Origin of the sequence: Myxococcus dinghuensis, from assembly GCF_024198235.1 — a bacterium.
In the GTDB taxonomy this organism is placed as follows: Bacteria; Myxococcota; Myxococcia; order Myxococcales; family Myxococcaceae; genus Myxococcus; species Myxococcus dinghuensis.
In genome coordinates, this window is record NZ_JAKCFB010000048.1 from 1 (window position 1) to 16,500 (window position 16,500).

At 72.6% G+C, this 16,500-nt stretch carries 11 protein-coding genes; 6 read left to right on the forward strand and 5 right to left on the reverse strand.

Annotated elements, in window-relative coordinates; genetic code table 11:
- Together LZ198_RS36850 and LZ198_RS36855 are read right to left on the reverse strand one after the other, a co-directional pair.
- On the reverse strand, positions 1 to 2,079 hold a 2,079-nt coding region (locus LZ198_RS36850), incomplete at its 3' end, for an AAA family ATPase (RefSeq protein WP_253976827.1).
- On the reverse strand, positions 2,076 to 3,320 hold the full coding sequence (locus LZ198_RS36855; protein ID WP_253976828.1) for an exonuclease SbcCD subunit D C-terminal domain-containing protein: 1,245 nt from the start codon (positions 3,318 to 3,320) through the stop codon (positions 2,076 to 2,078). The genes LZ198_RS36855 and LZ198_RS36850, both read right to left, overlap by 4 nt.
- A gap of 239 nt (positions 3,321 to 3,559) precedes the next feature.
- Here LZ198_RS36855 and LZ198_RS36860 point away from each other — a divergent pair, with 239 nt between their 5' ends.
- Positions 3,560 to 4,183 carry a hypothetical protein gene (locus tag LZ198_RS36860; protein WP_253976829.1) on the forward strand — a complete coding sequence of 208 codons (624 nt, stop codon included), beginning with the start codon at positions 3,560 to 3,562 and terminating at the stop codon, positions 4,181 to 4,183.
- Between the two features lie 8 nt (positions 4,184 to 4,191).
- On the opposite strand, the gene LZ198_RS36865 is transcribed toward LZ198_RS36860, so the two are convergent.
- Positions 4,192 to 6,933: a PQQ-dependent sugar dehydrogenase gene (locus tag LZ198_RS36865; protein WP_253976830.1), complete on the reverse strand. Its 2,742-nt coding sequence runs from the start codon at positions 6,931 to 6,933 to the stop codon at positions 4,192 to 4,194.
- Between the two features lie 148 nt (positions 6,934 to 7,081).
- Positions 7,082 to 7,804, reverse strand: coding sequence for a lysophospholipid acyltransferase family protein (locus LZ198_RS36870; RefSeq protein WP_253976831.1), 723 nt, complete (start codon positions 7,802 to 7,804; stop codon positions 7,082 to 7,084).
- A gap of 148 nt (positions 7,805 to 7,952) precedes the next feature.
- Here LZ198_RS36870 and LZ198_RS36875 point away from each other — a divergent pair, with 148 nt between their 5' ends.
- The 5 genes from LZ198_RS36875 to gndA all read left to right on the forward strand — a co-directional run bounded on the left by LZ198_RS36875 (position 7,953) and on the right by gndA (position 14,663).
- A complete protein-coding gene (locus LZ198_RS36875; protein WP_253976832.1) occupies positions 7,953 to 9,824 on the forward strand; it encodes a hypothetical protein in 1,872 nt (623 codons plus the stop codon).
- A 55-nt stretch (positions 9,825 to 9,879) separates the two neighbouring features.
- A complete protein-coding gene (locus tag LZ198_RS43320) occupies positions 9,880 to 10,776 on the forward strand; it encodes a collagen-like domain-containing protein (RefSeq protein ID WP_267145506.1) in 897 nt (298 codons plus the stop codon).
- A 207-nt stretch (positions 10,777 to 10,983) separates the two neighbouring features.
- Positions 10,984 to 12,525, forward strand: a complete 1,542-nt coding sequence (gene zwf, locus LZ198_RS36885) for a glucose-6-phosphate dehydrogenase (protein WP_253976833.1) — start codon at positions 10,984 to 10,986, stop codon at positions 12,523 to 12,525.
- Positions 12,522 to 13,193 carry a 6-phosphogluconolactonase gene (gene pgl / locus LZ198_RS36890; RefSeq protein ID WP_253976834.1) on the forward strand — a complete coding sequence of 224 codons (672 nt, stop codon included), beginning with the start codon at positions 12,522 to 12,524 and terminating at the stop codon, positions 13,191 to 13,193. The genes zwf and pgl overlap by 4 nt, the downstream gene beginning before the upstream one ends.
- A gap of 33 nt (positions 13,194 to 13,226) precedes the next feature.
- Positions 13,227 to 14,663, forward strand: coding sequence for an NADP-dependent phosphogluconate dehydrogenase (gene gndA / locus LZ198_RS36895; protein WP_253976835.1), 1,437 nt, complete (start codon positions 13,227 to 13,229; stop codon positions 14,661 to 14,663).
- 42 nt (positions 14,664 to 14,705) lie between these two features.
- Here gndA and LZ198_RS36900 read toward each other — a convergent pair whose 3' ends face one another.
- Positions 14,706 to 16,352, reverse strand: coding sequence for an acyl-CoA synthetase (locus LZ198_RS36900; protein WP_253976836.1), 1,647 nt, complete (start codon positions 16,350 to 16,352; stop codon positions 14,706 to 14,708).
- Between the last annotated feature and the right edge of the window lie 148 nt (positions 16,353 to 16,500).

Below are 16,500 nucleotides of genomic sequence, written 5' to 3' on the forward strand. Positions count from 1 at the left end.
TTCCGCCCAGGCGCTCCGCTGCTCCGCGCCCCGCGCCGCCGCGGCCTCGCGCCGGCCCTCCGCCTGCGTCCGCCGGGTCCGCGCCGCCGTCCGCCGCGCGCCCGCCTCGACCTCGCGCCGCGCGTGGTCCGACCGCTCCGACTCCAGCGTGTCCACGCGGGCCGCGGAGAGCGCCACCAGGTCCTCCAGCGCGGAGACCTCGTGGCGGTACGGGTGCGACGTGGCGCCACACAGCGGACAAGCCTCGCCCTCCCGCAACCGCGCCCGCTGCGACGCGTACCCCTGCGTCGCCTGGGCCTGAGACAGCGCCCGGCGGGCCTCCTTCAACGCCGCCTCGCGCTCCAGCCGCCCCGCCGCTGCCTCGGAGGCCTCCCGGTCCGCGGCCTCTGCTTCCTCGAGCGCCTCGCGGGCCTCGCGCTCCGCGTCCCGCGCCTCCGCCCCGCGGGCGAGCCACTCGCGCCGGGCCGCCTTCAACCCCTGGAGCACCTCCTGGCGGGCGTGCAGCGACTCACGCAGGGCACGGCGACCCGCGCCCGCGTCCGTGCCCACCGCCGCGTCCGCGTGCGTGGAGGCCGCCTGGGCCCGGGCCTCGGACTCCACCGCCGCGTCGCGCTCCTGGCTCCGCAGCCGGGTGGCGTCGCGCAGCCGGTCCACCCGCGCGCGCAGCTCCGCGCTGGCCTCGCGCTCCACGCGGCTGTCGCCGAGCGCCTTCTCGTACCGCTCCAGCTCGCGCTGCCACCGCGGCCACTCGTCCGCGAGCGCCGCCCAGTGGGCCTTCTCCGCCAGCCACGTCCGGGCCCCCTCCCCCGCCACCCGCGCGGCCTCCTCTCGGACCACCACCTCGTCCAGCTCCGCGCGGGCCTGCGCCGCGGCCTCGGCGGAGGTCCGCGCCCGGTCTCGCGCCTCCTCCGCCTCCTTCGTCGCCGCCACCAGCCGCGCGTCCAGCTCCGCCGCGGCCTCCAGCGCCGGCCTCGCGGACTCCTCCTCCGCCAGCGCCACCGCGCGCGCCGCCTCCGCCTCCGCCAGCAGCGCCTGCTGCCTCGCGGCCCGCGCCCGCGCCCCCTCCCCCTCCGCCGCGCGCGCCTCCCGGGCCGAGCGCGCCTCCGTCCACTGGCGCTCCGCGCCCTCCGCCGTGGCCACCGCGCCCCGGAACGACTCCGCCGCGCGGACCTCCTCCAGGCGCTTCACCCGGGGCGCCGCGGCCTCCAGGGACTCCGCCGCGCGCCCCTGCCGGAGCTCCGCCTCCTGGCGGGAGGCCGTGAGCGCCCCCCGCTCCGCGTGCCACGCCGCCGCGGCCTCCGCCTCTCCCAGCCGGGCCTCGACCGCCTTGCGCGCCTGGGCCTCCACCGACAACTGGGACGCCGCCGCGGCCCGCTCCTCCTCCGGCATCAGCGCGATGGCCTTCAGCCCCGCCTCGCGCCGCGCCAGCTCCTCCTGCTCGGCCTTGTTCTTCTCGTGCGCGGCGATGGACAGCCGGCTGTACACCTCCGTGCCCGTCATCCGCTCCAGCAGCTCCGCGCGCTCGCTCGCGTCCGCCTTCAGGAAGGCGGCGAACTCGTTCTGCGCCAGCAGCGCGGAGCGGCGGAACTGGTCGAACGACAGCCCCAGCCGCTCCTGGATGGCCGTCAGCACCTCGCCCTTGGTCCGGCCGAACTGCTGCCCGGAGGCCACCTCCGTCAGGCTCATCTCCTGCGGCCGGAAGCGCCCCTCCGCGCGGCTGCGCGCGCGCCACACGGACCAGCGGGCCCGGTAGCGCTTGCCGTCCTTGCCGAGGAAGTCCACCTCCGCGAAGCCCTCGCCCGCCCCGCGCCGCAGCATGCCGCGCACGTCGTACGCGGACAGCCGCGCCTCCTCGTCCTCGTCCGCGCGCCCCACCGGCACGCCGCCGCGCCCGCCCAGCCGGGGCGTGCGGTCGAACAGCGCCAGACACATGGCGTCCAGCAGCGTGCTCTTGCCCGCGCCGGTGGCGCCGGTGATGGCGAACAGGCCCAGCCGGTCCAGCGGCGGCCGGTCCAGCTCCAGCGCGAAGTCCCCCGCGAAGCTCGTCAGGTTCGCGCCCCGGATGGAGAGCACCTTCATCGCGGCTCCTCCTGGACCTGGGTGAGCAGCGTGTGGAACGCCTCCAGCAACGGCTCCGCGGGTGGCTCCGCGTAGTCGCGCGCGTATCGCGCCCGGAAGACGTCCTCCGGCGTGCGCTCCTTCAGCGACAGCCCCGGACGCACGTCCGCCAGCGCGCCGCCGGTGCCCGTGTACGCGGGCGTCAGCTTCACCAGGCGCGCCGCGCGCCCCTCCAGCGCCTTCTCCACCTTCTGCCGCAGCGACGGCTCCGGCCGGGGCAGCGACACACACACCTCCAGGTACGGCCGCCGCCACTCGGGCACCTGGTCGTCCCACGCCGGCAGCGCCTCCAACGACCCCAGCACCTCGTCCAACGGCAGCGCCTCCCGCTCCGGCACGCGCAGCATCTCCGCGCGGCGGGGCACCGGCAGCGACGTCACGCGCCCCAACGCCGCCGCCTCCAGCTCCACCAGCAGCACCTGGTGCCGGTAGCCCGCCTCCGACAGCGACAGCGGCAGCGGCGAGCCGCTGTAGCGCACCCCTTCGCGCCCACCCACCCGCTGCGCCTTGTGCAGGTGCCCCAGGGCCACGTACGCGACGTCCTCCGGGAACAGCTCCACCGGGAGCGCGTGCTGGTTGCCGCCGAGGATCTTCCGCTCGCTGAGCACCGACAGCTCCGAGCCCGTCATGTAGCAGTGGCCCATGGCCACGAGCGCCTGCCCCGGTCCACGCCGGCGCCGCGCCTCCTCCAGCACCTCCGCGTAGATGGCCCGCACGCCCTCCACGAGCCGGTCCCCCGCGTCCTCCGCGACAGGCGGCAGGTCCGAGGGGCGCAGGTACGGCACCGCCGCCACCCACGCGCCCACGTGCCCCCTCGCGTCGTGGATGGGCACGAGCAGCCGCTCCAACTCCAGCGCGCCCCCCGCGCGGGGCAGCCCGCCCACCACCCTCACGCCCAGCGCCGCGAACAGCGGGTCCGGCGCGTCCAGCCGGGCCGCCGAGTCATGGTTGCCACCGACGACGACCACGTCCAGCCGGGGGAGCCGGCGCCGGGCCTTCGCCACGAACTGATACCAGGCCGCCTGCGCCTCCGCGCCCGGGTTGGCCGTGTCGAAGATGTCGCCGGCCACCAGGAGCGCGTCCACGGCGTGCTCCTCCAGCGTGTCCAGCAGCCACTCCAGGAAGGCGCCGTGCTCCGCCTCCCGCGAGACGTCGTACAGCGTGTGTCCCAGGTGCCAGTCCGACGTGTGCAACAGACGCATCCCGCGTACTCCCTCCCTCTCACCCCTCGGCGGTCGAGCCGGCCGGCAGCCTCACCCGCCGAAGCCGCCCGCTCCAAGCGCCGGGCGCCCGCTCCCTTACACCCTCCCTCTGACATGCGAGCAAGCGCCTGGAATTCCGCGCGGTTGCGGAGCGGCCCCGCGCCCCGAGTCGGCTTCCCACCTCCGACCCGCGAGGGCGACTGGTGGACCGCACCGCCCTGGAGAGATGCTGCGTCCCTATGCCCGCGACTTACATGCCCTACGTGGTCATCGGCCTGACGCTCGGCCTGCTCGCCGGCGGGTTCGTCTACGCCGTCTGGGAGCAGCGCCGGCGGCACGACGCCTGGAGCGGGTTCGCCGCCGAGCGTGGCTGGAACTTCAGCGAGTCCTGGGGCGCGATGGAGGTGCAGGGCCTCTACCAGGGGCAACAGCTCTCCGTCGCCACGGAGACGCGCGGGCGGGGCAAGGGCCGCTACACGACGACGGTGGTGCGGCTGGACCTGGGAGACAGCGTGCCCCCGGAGCTGCACGTGGAGCGCGAGGGCCTGGGCAACAAGCTCCTCAAGCTCGTGGGCGTCCGCGACGAGGAGCTGGGGGACGCGGAGCTGGACGCGGCGCTCGACCTGAAGGGGCTTTCACCGGAGTCCCGCCAGTTGCTCCTGGCGGACGCCGTGGCCACCGCCCTCTTGGAGGTGCGGCGGCACAACGAGCGGTTCTGCATCATCTCCGGGCTGCTGGAGGCGGAGCACCGCGGGACGCCGAACTCCCCCGACAAGCTGGCCGCGAGGGTCGACCCCCTCCTCGCCCTGGCCGACGCGCTGCACGCCGAGTCAGGGCGAGTCCGGGAACGCCGAGGCGCCTGAGGGCCCGCTCAGCGCCGCGCGCGACGGCGGCGGGTGAGCGCCAGCGCCATCAACGCGCCCCACGCGAGCGGCCCCATCGCCGCGCTGCCGCAGCCGCAGCCGTCGCCCTCGCCATCCGGGGGCAGCGTGATGCCGGCGTCCGACGTCCCTCCGTCCGACGTCCCTCCGTCCGACGCCCCTCCATCCGGCCCGCCCGCGTCGGGCGGCGGCACCAGGTCGCAGGAGCCATCCCCCACGCACACCTTCACCTCGACCTCGTGGCGGGCGCCGCCGGTGTCGATGACGGCGAACTTCACCAGGTGCCCACCGGGGGCGAGGCCCGTGGTGTTCCAGCGGTTGTGCTCACCGCCGAAGTGGAAGTGGTTGTCCGTGCGGTTCTCCGCGTACTCCCGCTGGCCGTCGATGAAGAACTCCGCGCGCGTGCACCCCACGTCGTCGAAGCAGTCACCGTAGAACTCCGCCGAGTCTCCCGCCACGCGCTCCTCCGCCCTGGGCCGGGTGAGGACGGCGCGCGGCGGGTCGTCCTGCTTCACCACGAGCGTGAAGGTCTGGGTGGCGTTCGGGGAGACGCCGTTGCGGACGTCCACCGTCACCGTGGTGCTCATCGCCGTGGTGGGCGTCCAGGTGACGAGGCCGCTGGCCGCGTCGATGCTCATCCCCGGCGGGCTCGCGGTGAGCGAGAACGTCGCGGCGGGGCGGGCCTGCACCTCCACGTCGTAGCGGTACGGGCTGCCCACCACGGCGGAGGTCGGGGCGGTGGAGGTGATGACGGGCGCGAGCGGTTCGTCATCGACCTCCGTGGCCGTCACCGTGCGCGAGTCCAGCTTGGGCGCGGTGAGGCTGATGGTGGCCACGCCATCCACGTTGTCCGCGTCCTGCGCGGCGGCCAGGGTGACCGTCTGGGGCGTGCTCCAGTTGCTCGGGGTGAACGTGAGCGACCCACCCGCCTGCACGGTGATGTCCGTGTCGCCCGTGGTCCGGGCCACGGTGAACGTGACGTTGGCCGTCGGCTGCCGGGAGAGGGACACGTCGAAGGTGGCGGTGCCGCCCTCGGGGACGCGCACGTTGGTGGAGGACAGCACCAGCTGCACCTGGTTGTCGTCGATGGTCGTCGCCACCACGGACTCGGAAGACAGGCCGTTCGAGCCCACGATGAAGGTGGCCGTGTCCGGGTCCGCGTCCGCGTCCTCCAGCGCCTCGAGGGTCACCACGCGCGGCACGCTCCAGTCCGTGGACGTGAAGGTGAAGGCGGTGGGGCCCGTCAGCCGCAGGTCCGTGCTGCCGCCCGGGGCGCGGTACACGTCGACCAGCACCGGCTCGGTGGGCGCCTGCGCCAGCCGCACGGTGAACGTGGCCCGACCGCCCTCGACGACGCGGGGGAAGAGGTGGGTCACCACCAGCTTCTGCCCCACGGTGCTCGGGGTGATGCGGCGCAGCCGCCCCCCCGTCACGCCGATGGTGTACAGCGCGCCGTCCGGCCCCACCGCGACGTCGACATATGAAGAGAAGTTGCTGCCCCACGGGTCCACCGTGGCCACGGTGTTGTCCCCGGCCAGGGTGACGCGCATGAAGTTGGAGGAGTTGTAGTCGCCGAAGAAGAAGTTGCCGCGGTACTCCTCGGGGAAGAGCGTGGCGTCGTAGAAGACGCCGCCGTTCATGCACCCGCCCAGCTCCTGCGTGCGCGCCGTGCCGCCGGTGCTCGTGGCGTCGGGCTGTCCCGCCTGCGCCACGGTGACGGTGGTGTCGCCGGGCACGCTCGCGACGTAGAAGTCGCCGTTGAAGGTCGCGTCCGCCACGCCGGCGATGGTCAGCTTCTCGCCCTTGCGGAAGCCGTGCCGCTGCGTGCCCGTGGTCAGCGTGGTGACCCCACCGGCGCGGGCCGCCGTCGTGAGGTTGCGCGTGTCCGCGCCGTTGGTGCGGTACTTGATGACCGGGGTGATGTAGTCGTTCGTCGAGGGCTGGTTGTTCTCGTAGTCGTCATAGCCCGCGTGGTTGCGCCGGTTCACCACGAAGGTCTGCTCGTAGCCGGTGCCCACGACGTTGACCCACAGCTGGCCCGTGGAGGGTTGGAAGGTGAAGGTGAACGGGTTGCGGAAGCCGCGCGCCCAGATGAACTCGTTGTTGGGGCCCACGCCGTCGTTGAAGGGGTTGTCGTTGGCCGGCGTGCCGTCGCGGTTGGCGCGGCTCACCTTCGCGGCGAGCGAGGTCAGGTCCGCGTCCACGCCCGTGCCGTTGCCCAGGTCGCCGATGGACCAGTAGAGCTTCCCGTCCGGCCCAAAGCCGATGCCACCACCGTCATGGTTCTGTCCCCGCGTGGGCAGCCCGGAGACCAGCACCGTGCGGGAGATGCCCACGTCGTTGGAGTCCGTGTAGCGGACGATCTGCTGCTCCGTCGCGGACACGGTGACGAAGATGTACACGTAGCGGTTGGCCACGTAGTTCGGGTCGAACGCGATGCCGATGACGCCGCACTCGCTGTTCGTGTGGACGTTCGGCTCGGTGGCGAACAGCTTCGTCACCAGCCGGGCCGGATTGCCCGACGTCTCCAGCTCGCCGTTCTTCATCGAGACGATGCGGACCTGGCCCGTCTTGATGGTGACGAACAACCGCCCCGAGCCATCCGGCGCCCACGCGAGCCCCGTCGCGCTGCCCAGCTCGTTCGACAAGTAGTCCGTCTCGGTGAAGCCGGAGGGGACCGTGGCCCAGGCGGGCACGGCCATCAACAGCAGCAGAAGCAGGAGTTGGCGCATGACCGCCAAGGATAGCGCAGCCCATGCACGCCCAGACTGTCTCGTGAAACAACGACACGTCCGCTGTGACGAGACCGGCTTTTTTCAGTCGTGGTGATGGAACACCGCCATCCCGACGACCTCTCCCTACCGGGAGCCGTGGCTCGCGTCAGCCCGCCGCGAGCGTCGTCTCGTAGAGCGAGCGCACGCGGTTCGCCAGCTCCACGGAGTCGGCGCCCAGGGACTCGGGCAGAAGGGGCGGCAGCACACGCACGCGGATGGAGGCGCGGACGTTGAACCAGGGGCCGTCCCCCTCGAGCAACTGCGTCGTGCCCTCCACGACCACGGGCACCACCGGCACGTGCTCCTCCACCGCGAGCTGGAAGGCGCCGCGCTTGAAGGGCAGGAGCTGGCCCCCGGTGGAGTACGTGCCCTCCGGGAAGATGAGCACGGACATGCCCCGGCGCAGCCAGCGCCGACACGGGTCGAGCAACTGGTTCATGGCCGTGGACGAGCCCCGGACGATGGGCACGTAGGCCAGCAGCGTCATCATCCAGCCCACGATGGGGATGGAGAACAGCGACGCCTTCGCCACGAACTTGTACGGATGGAACAGCCCCATGACGGCGAGGATGTCCATGGCGGACTGGTGGTTGACGACGAGCACGCTCGGGCCCGGGGGCAGCAGCTCCCGGCCCTCGATGCGGGTGCGCCACCCGGGCGACAGGTGCAGCCACAGCAGGTGGCACCAACCACACACCAGCAGGTGCAACAGGTTCCGGTTGCGGTCGAACGGATACGAGACGACCAGCAGCAGCGCGCCCAGCGTGAAGAGCACCGGCGCGGTGACCAGGAAGACGAACCAGAACCAGACGGTGACGACGTACTTCATGGGGGGCGGGGTGCTCGGCGGCGGGGCGCGAGGCCGGGTTCGGGGGCCCCAGGGCATAGCACCTTTCCGCCCGTCCCGCGTGAGGAGGGGGCTCGACCGCCAGCTCGCACTGGAAACCCCCGTCCTCCTGACATAAACGCGCTCGGGCATGACTTCGCCCCCGCCCACCGAGCAAGCCCCATCCCCGTCGCGGCCCCGGTGGAGCAAGGAACCCTGGCTGGCCGTCGGTCTCGTCTTCGCCGCCGTGGCGGCGGCGGCGTACCACTGCGGCTTCCTGTCCGTCCCCATCGTCGACGACGCGGCCATCTCCATCGCGTACGGCCACACCTTCTTCGCGGGCCACGGCTTCCGCGTCACCCCGTCGTCACAGCCCGTGGAGGGCTTCTCCAACCTGCTCTGGACCCTGATGCTGGGGCTGAGCCGGCCGCTGGACGCCGCGCCCGACACGTACGCGCACACGCTGGGGATCGTCTTCGGCCTGCTCGCGCTGCCGGTGTTCGCCGCGTGGGGCCCCGTCGCGGGTCGGCGCTCGCCCCGGCTGGAGGACGCGCTCGGTCCCTGGGTGGCCGCCGCGAGCACCACCTACGCGACGTGGATCTCGAGCGGCATGGAGACGGGCCTCCAGACCTTCCTCCTCGCGCTCTGCGGGGTGTTGCTCCTGCGGGAGCTGCGCACGGGCACCGGCGCCTGGGTGGGGCTGGCGCTGGGACTGTTGTGCCTGACCCGGCCGGAGGGGCTCCTGTACGTCGTGGCGGCCGGGCTGGTGTGGCTGTGCCACCAGGGGCTGGGGCGCCAGTGGGCGGGGCGCCAGGCGCTGGGCATCGCCGCGTGGCTCGTGGTGCTGGTGGGCGGCTGGTTCGTGGTGCGCTGGGTGTACTTCGCGGACTGGCTGCCCAACACGTACTACGCCAAGCGGCTGTGGTCGTTCGACGGCCCCGGCTACCTGCGCAACTACTACACGGAGAACGGACGGCTGTGCCTGCTGGCGGCGGCGGGCCTCGTGCTGGGCCTCCTGGGTGGCGCGGCCACGGGGCGGCAGTCGGCGCTCGCGGCGCTGTTCCTCCTGGCGGGTGGATTCTTCGCGTACCGCAACGGGGACTGGATGCGCGAGTGGCGCTTCCTCGCGCCGCTGGTGCCGCTGCTGGGCGTGGCCCTGGCGGCGGGCGTGGCCGGGACGCGGGAGCGCGCCGCGCTCGTGGGCGCGCGCGGCGGCCGGTGGCACTGGGGTGAGCGCGGCGTCGTGGCGGTCGTGGTGGTGGCGATGCTCGCGGTGCTCGGGCCGTGGATGAAGAAGTCGGTGATGCGCGCGCCGGGCATCAAGGTCCATCCGGAGCTGCCCTACGAGTTCATCGCGAACCGCCTGCGGGTGGTGCAGGACCAGGCGCGCGCGCTCGGGCAGGTGCATCCCCTGGTCGCGTACCCGGACCTGGGCGGCCAGTCGATGGTGCTGCGCGAGGGTGAAATCATCGACGTGGCGGGGCTGGGCGACTACGCGATGGCGCACCAGTCCGGCAACCCGGCCGCCATGGAGGACTACCTGGTGTCGGAGGGGCCGCCGAGCTTCCTCGACGTACACGGCCCCAGCAGGCACCTGATGGGCTTCCGGTCGCTGATGACGCAGTTCCACGCGCTGGGCGAGGACCGCTGGCAGCTCAACGGCCTCTCCGCGACGGAGGACCCGCGCTGCCCCGGCGGGAAGAGCGCGGCGCTGGCGCCGGACCGGCAGGCGCTCGCGAAGCTGTTCGAGCAGGACATCCAGGAGGGCGCGGCGGAGCGCGGCTTGAAGCGCTGGCGCTGCGTGTTCGCGTACAAGCCGCGCCGGGAGCTGCCCGAGCGGGACGAGCTGCGTCGGCTGTCCGACCTGGCCGAGGAGCGCGGCGAGGCGCTGGAGAAGGAAGGACAACTGGTGCCCGCGCTGCGCAGCTACTCGCTGGCCACGCTGCTCGACCGGGGCGACGCGCACCTGCGCCGGAAGACGGAGGCGCTGCGCGCGCGGGTGTTCCCGGCCGTGGCGCCCTGACACAATCCGCTGGCGTTGCAGAGTGCGCGGGGCGGTTGCTATGCGCTTGCCCCACATGACCTCGACCGCCCGGCGCGTGTTCCTGCCCCTGTTGTTGAGCTGTCTCCTCTCCACCGCCTGCACGTCCGAGGGCCCCGCGGGGCCCCAGGGCCCGACCGGCCCACAGGGTCCGGCGGGTGGGCCCGTGGGCCCACAAGGCCCCCAGGGTCCCAAGGGCGACACCGGGGCACAGGGGGCCACGGGCTCCCAGGGCGCGACGGGGCCGCAGGGCGCGACCGGACCGCAGGGCGCGACCGGACCGCAGGGCCCCAAGGGCGACCCGGGCTCCGGGGGCGGAGAGGCGCCGCAGAGCTGCACGCCGGGCGAGCGATTCTGCGATGGCGCGACGGTGTGGGCCTGTACCCGGACGGGCACCGACGCGGTCCGGAGCGAGAAGTGCAGCGGGGGCGACCCGACGAACCCCGTGAGCTGCCACGCGAGCGACTGTGGCGCGGATGAGGCCGCTTGCTGTCGGACCGCGCAGCCCACGTGTCGCTGGGACCTGACCCGACCTGTCGTCAGCGCGGGGGTGACCTACTCGAACAGCCTCGGCAGTCCCGACACCACGGGGCGCGACTTCTACTGCTACACCCAATGGAACTGCGCCGCGGATACCCACCTCACCATCACGGGTGCCAGCACGCGGTTCGCCTCCTGCAACGACCCCATGAAGAACATGACCGTCGCGCTCGAGCGTCCGCTCACGACGCCCGGCCAGGTCCTGACCCTGCCGAACGCCAAGGTCACGCTCCGCCTGTACGCGAGCGACACCGCGCAGTCCTGCTCGACGTGGACGGGGACCGTCACCTGGGACTCCGACCTCCCGAACTGGAAGGTGCGCATCGACGCGACCTGCTCCGAGGCGGGCACGAGCCACATCCAGGTCGTGGGCACCTACAGCGGCGGTCCTTGAGCCTCCCGCGGCGGCCCACGCCCATCCCCCCTCAACCGGGCGTGGCGGTCCGCCGGCCCCACTGTTAGAGCTGCCGACGTCGTCCGGGGCGTATTTTCGGACGCTTCGGACGTCACGCGGCAGTCACTGCGCACCACGTCCCTTGCAGCCGGAGGACGCGAGCGGCGTAAGGTGGCCGCCCACGAAAGAGCCGGAGGAGGCAGCGGAATGGACGCGCAGGGGCTGCACATCGAAACCCACCCCCGAGAGGGAGATCCGCTGCTGCGCGCGGCGCGACCGGACCCGTGCACGGCGGTGATCTTCGGCGCGACGGGCGACCTGGCCCAGCGCAAGCTGTTCCCCGCGCTGTTCGAGCTGGCGCGCGCCAACCTCCTCCCGGAGCACTTCTCCGTCGTCGCCTTCAGTCGCTCCCCCATCGACAACGACGCCTTCCGCCAGCACGTGAAGGCGGGGCTCCAGAAGTTCGCGCGCACCCAGCCCCTGGACGAGGCCACGTGGCAGCGCTTCGCGCCGCGGCTGGAGGGTATCTCCGGCGCCTATGACGACCCGGCCGCCTTCGCCCGGCTGCGCGAGCGGCTGGACCAGGTCGCCCAACGCCAGGGCACCGAGGGCAACCAGCTCTACTACCTGGCCACGCCCGCCTCCACCTTCCCGCAAATCCTCCACGAGCTCGCCGGCGCCGGCCTGCTCAAGCGCGAGGACCAGCCCGGCCAGAAGCCCTGGCGGCGGCTCATCATCGAGAAGCCCTTCGGCCACGACCTGGAGAGCGCCAAGGCGCTCAACCGCGAGCTGGCGGCGGTGCTGGACGAGAAGCAGATCTTCCGCATCGACCACTACCTGGGCAAGGAGACCGTCCAGAACATCCTCGTCTTCCGCTTCGCCAACGCCATCTTCGAGCCGCTGTGGAACCGCAACCACATCGACCACGTCGAAATCACGGCGGCGGAGTCCATCGACGTGGAGAACCGCGCCGGCTTCTACGACGAGACGGGCGTCATCCGGGACATGGTGCAGAACCACCTGCTCCAGGTGCTCGCGCTGTGCGCCATGGAGCCGCCGGTGTCCTTCGCCGCGGAGGACATCCGCGACGAGAAGAGCAAGGTGTTCCGCGCCCTGCGCCCGGTGGAGGGACGCGAGGTGGCCAATTCGGTGGTGGCGGGCCAGTACGAGGGCTACCTCCAGGAGAAGGGCGTCAAGCCCGGCTCGCGCACCCCCACGTTCGTGGCCATGAAGCTGAGCGTGGACTCGTGGCGCTGGGAGGGCGTGCCCTTCTACCTGCGCGCGGGCAAGGCGCTGAAGAAGCGCCTGACGGAGGTGTCCATCCACTTCCGCTCGGTGCCCATCGGCCTGTTCTCCGGCGAGGGCGCCACCTGTCAGCGGCTTCAGCCCAACGTGCTCACGCTGCGCATCCAGCCCCAGGAGGGCATCGCCCTCTCCTTCGAATCCAAGGTGCCCGGCGAGGACGTCAACATCGCGGGCGTCACCATGGACTTCAACTACGCGGAGAGCTTCCAGAAGCCGGTGCCGGAGGCGTACGAGCGGCTGCTGCTGGACTGCATGCGCGGCAACGCCACCCTCTTCGCGCGCCAGGACAGCGTGGAGCAGGCGTGGGCCTACGTGACGCCCATCCTCCAGGCGCTGGAGTCGGGCGTGGGAGGCCCCATCCAGTCCTACGCCAAGGGCAGCACGGGACCGCAGGCCGCGGCCCAGCTGACCGCGCGCGACGGCCGGCGGTGGACGCAGCTATGAGCAGCCTCCCCCCCCGCGTCGTCCCGGACGCGGCGCTGTCACACGAGGCGGCCGAGTGGATGGCGCGCGCGCTCCAGACGGCGCTCAAGATGAAGCGCCGCGCGAGCCTGGCCCTGTCGGGTGGGAGCACGCCCGGCCCCGCGTACCGGGAGCTCGCGCGCATGACGCTGCCCTGGGAGCGGGTGGACGTGTACTTCGTGGACGAGCGCTTCGTCCCGCCCGACCACCCGGAGAGCAACTACCACCTGGTGGAGGACACGCTCCTGCGTCCGCTGCGGCTCGGGCCGTCCCAGGTGTTCCGGATGGAGGGTGAGCGCGACGACCGCGACGCCGCCGCGAACGACTACGCGGCGCGCCTGCCGTCCTCGCTGGACGTCGTGCTGCTGGGCATGGGGCCGGACGGGCACACGGCCAGCCTCTTCCCGTCCCACCCGGCGCTGGAGGAGAAGTCCCGCCGGGTGCTGGCCGTGGTGGGCCCCAAGCCCCCACCCTGGCGGATGACGCTCACGCTGCCGACGCTGCTCGGCGCCAACGCGGTGCTGATGCTCGTGGCGGGCGCGGGGAAGAAGGACGCGGTTCAACGGGCCCTGGCGGGCGACCAATCGCTGCCAGCGGCCCGGGTCACCAATGCGCAGTGGATGATGGACCCCGCCGCCGCCGGGCGGTGAGTGGTCCTCGTCGGGACGAAAGAGGGAGGGAACATGAGTGCGGCAGACAGCGCCCCCCAGGGCGCGCAGTTCGGCGTGGCGGGCATGGGGGTCATGGGCGCGGCCCTCGCCCTCAACATCGCGGACCATGGCTTCCGTGTGGAGATATGGGACCGGCATCCGGAGCGCATCGACGAGATGCGCCAGCAACACCGTCACCCGCGCATCTCCGGCACCGGCTCGTTGGAGGAGTTCGTGGCGCGGCTGGAGCGCCCGCGGCGCATCCTCCTGATGGTGACGGCGGGCGCGCCGGTGGACCAGATGCTCGAGCGCCTGTTCCCGCTCCTGTCCGAGGGCGACGTCGTCCTGGACGCGGGCAACTCCTGGTTCCAGGACACGCGCCGGCGCGAGGAGCTGTGCCGGAGCAAGGGCCTGAACTTCATCGGCGTGGGGGTGTCCGGCGGCGAGGAGGGCGCGCGCCACGGCCCGTCCATCATGCCGGGCGGCTCCGTGAAGTCGTACGCGCTGGTGCGGCCGGTGCTGGAGGCCATCGCCGCGCGCACCGACGAGGGCCTGTGCGTCACGCACGTGGGCCCGGACGGCGCGGGCCACTTCGTGAAGATGGTGCACAACGGCATCGAGTACGCCGACATGCAACTGCTCGCGGAGACGTACGACGTGCTGCACCGGGGCCTGGGCCTGTCCAACGACGCCATCGCCGACCTGTTCAGCCAGTGGAACCAGGGCATCGCCGAGTCCTTCCTGCTGGAGACCAGCATCAAGGTGCTGCGCAAGAAGGACCCGGAGACGGGCAAGCCGCTGCTGGACCTGGTGCTGGACAAGGCCGGCCAGAAGGGCACGGGCAAGTGGACGGTGCAGGTGGCGCTGGACCTGGGCGTCCCGGTGCCCTCCATCGCCTCCGCGCTGGACGCGCGCAACCTGTCGTCCATGAAGGACGAGCGCGTGGCGGCCAGCCGCAAGCTGAAGGGCCCCACGGAGGCGCTCTCCGCCGAGGAGAAGGCGCAGCTGGCGGCGTGGACGCATGACGCGCTCTACGCGGCGCGCGTGGTGACGTACGCCCAGGGCATGCGCCTCATCCAGGTGGCCTCCCAGGAGTACAAGTGGGACGTGTCGCTGGCGAGCATGGCGCGCATCTGGCGGGGTGGCTGCATCATCCGCGCGAAGCTGCTCACCCCGCTGCGCGAGGCCTTCACCCAGCAGCCGGAGCTGCCCAACCTCCTGGTGTCGGACGCGTTCGCCCCGGTGCTGGAGCGCATGGCGCCCCAGTGGCGCAAGCTCGTCGCCACCGCGACGAAGGTGGGCATCCCCATCCCCGTGTTCAGCTCCTCGCTGGCGTACCTGGACAGCTACCGCAGCCCGGAGCTGCCGCAGAACCTCACCCAGGCCCAGCGCGACGCCTTCGGCGCGCACACCTACCAGCGCCGGGACAAGCCCGACGCCGGCTTCGTGCACAGCGACTGGAACGGCTAGGCCCGCCCGGGGCCACCGCCGGGGTGACGGGCACCGTGTCCCTCACCCCGGCTTCGGCGGCGTGGCGCGCAGCTCCGCGCGGCGAATCTTCCCGCTCACCGTCTTGGGCAGCTCGGTGACGAACTCCACGTCGCGCGGGTACTTGTAGGGCGCGGTGACGCGCTTGACGTGCTCCTGGAGCTCCTTCGCCAGCTCCTGCGACGGCGCGTGCCCCGGCGCCAGCACCACGAAGGCCTTCACCTTCTGGCCCAGCTTGTCGTCCGGCACGCCGATGACGGCCGACTCCGCGACGGCGGCGTGCTCCAGCAGCGCGGACTCCACCTCGAAGGGCCCCACGCGGTAGCCGGACGTCTTGATGACGTCGTCCGCGCGGCCCACGAAGTAGAAGTATCCGTCCGCGTCGCGCACCGCCCGGTCGCCGGTGACGTACCAGTCCTCGCGCCGGCACGCCGCGTTCGCCGCCGCGTCGCCCAGGTACTCCTGGAACAGACCCACCGGCCGCTCGGGCGCCACGCGCACCGCGATGTCGCCCTCCTTGTCCACCGCCACCTCCTGGCCCTGCTCGTCGATGACCGCCACGGTGAAGCCCGGCGAGGGCTTGCCCATGGAGCCCACGCGCGGCTCCAGCGCCGGGAACATGCCCACCACCACCACCGTCTCCGTCTGGCCGTAGCCCTCGCGGATGTGCAGCCCGGTGGCCTCCTTCCACGCGTCGATGACCTCCGGGTTGAGCGGCTCGCCCGCGCTCAGCACGTGGCGCAGCGAGGACAGGTCGAAGGCCTTCAGGTCCTGCAGCACCAGGGCGCGCCACGCGGTGGGCGGCGCGCAGAAAGTGGTGACGCGCTGGGTGCCCAGCACCGTGAGCAGCCTCGCCGCGTCGAAGCGCCCCCGGAAGTCGTAGACGACGTTGCACGCGCCCTGGCTCCACGGCCCGAACAGCTTGCCCCAGGCGCACTTGGCCCAGCCCGTGTCGCTCAACGTCAGGTGCCGGTCCTCCGGCGTGAGGTCCAGCCAGTACTTCCCCGTCACCTCGTGCCCCATGCCGTAGCTGGCCTGGGTGTGCAGCACCATCTTCGGCATGCCGGTGGTGCCGGACGTGAAGTAGATGAGCAGCGGGTCGTCCACGCGCGTGCGAGGGAACTCGAGCCCGTGCGCGCCGATGCCCACCGTGCCGGACGCGTAGCCCACCCAGGGGGAGGGCGCGCCCTCCCCCACCGCCACCCACGTCTCCACCCGGCCGGTGCCCACCAACCCCTCGAAGCGGTCCAGGCAACTGACGTCCGCGATGACGGCGCTCGCGTCCGCGGCCACCAGCCGGTAGCGGATGTCCTTGGGCGTGAGCATGGGCGTGCCGGGCATGAAGACGATGCCCGCGCGGATGCAGCCCAGCACGAGGAACCACCACTCCGGAACCCGCGGCATCATGATGAAGACGCGGTCGCCCTTCTTCAGCCCCAGCCCCGCCAGGAACTGCGCCGCGTGCAGCGAGCGCTGACGCACGCCCTGCCACGTGAAGCGCTGGCCCCGGCCGGACTCGTCGGACCACAGCAGCGCCAGGGACTCCGGCCGCTCGGCGGCGTGCCGGTCCACCACGTCCGTGGAGAAGTTGAAGAACTCGGGCCGCGCCCACCGGAAGTCGCGGTGGGTGGACGCGTAGTCACGCATGTTGCGGGGGGCGGTCGAGGACATGGCCCCGAGCCTGCCATGCGGGGCGAGGCAGGACAGCACCCCGCCCCGGCCACCGCCCGCTGGACGACAGGAGCCCGCAACGAGGAAGGCCGGCCCACGGGGGACCGGCCTTCACGCGTGGAGCGAGCGGCTCACGCCCGACGACGGC

Excerpts from the sequence above, each read along its gene's own strand:
- LZ198_RS43320 (WP_267145506.1), top strand. The coding sequence starts at position 9,880 with ATGACCTCGACCGCCCGGCGCGTGTTCCTGCCCCTGTTGTTGAGCTGT.
- pgl (WP_253976834.1), top strand. The coding sequence starts at position 12,522 with ATGAGCAGCCTCCCCCCCCGCGTCGTCCCGGACGCGGCGCTGTCACAC.
- LZ198_RS36855 (WP_253976828.1), bottom strand. The coding sequence starts at position 3,320 with ATGCGTCTGTTGCACACGTCGGACTGGCACCTGGGACACACGCTGTAC.
- LZ198_RS36865 (WP_253976830.1), bottom strand. The coding sequence starts at position 6,933 with ATGCGCCAACTCCTGCTTCTGCTGCTGTTGATGGCCGTGCCCGCCTGG.
- LZ198_RS36900 (WP_253976836.1), bottom strand. The coding sequence starts at position 16,352 with ATGTCCTCGACCGCCCCCCGCAACATGCGTGACTACGCGTCCACCCAC.
- LZ198_RS36870 (WP_253976831.1), bottom strand. The coding sequence starts at position 7,804 with ATGAAGTACGTCGTCACCGTCTGGTTCTGGTTCGTCTTCCTGGTCACC.
- LZ198_RS36875 (WP_253976832.1), top strand. The coding sequence starts at position 7,953 with ATGACTTCGCCCCCGCCCACCGAGCAAGCCCCATCCCCGTCGCGGCCC.
- gndA (WP_253976835.1), top strand. The coding sequence starts at position 13,227 with ATGAGTGCGGCAGACAGCGCCCCCCAGGGCGCGCAGTTCGGCGTGGCG.
- zwf (WP_253976833.1), top strand. The coding sequence starts at position 10,984 with ATGGACGCGCAGGGGCTGCACATCGAAACCCACCCCCGAGAGGGAGAT.
- LZ198_RS36860 (WP_253976829.1), top strand. The coding sequence starts at position 3,560 with ATGCCCGCGACTTACATGCCCTACGTGGTCATCGGCCTGACGCTCGGC.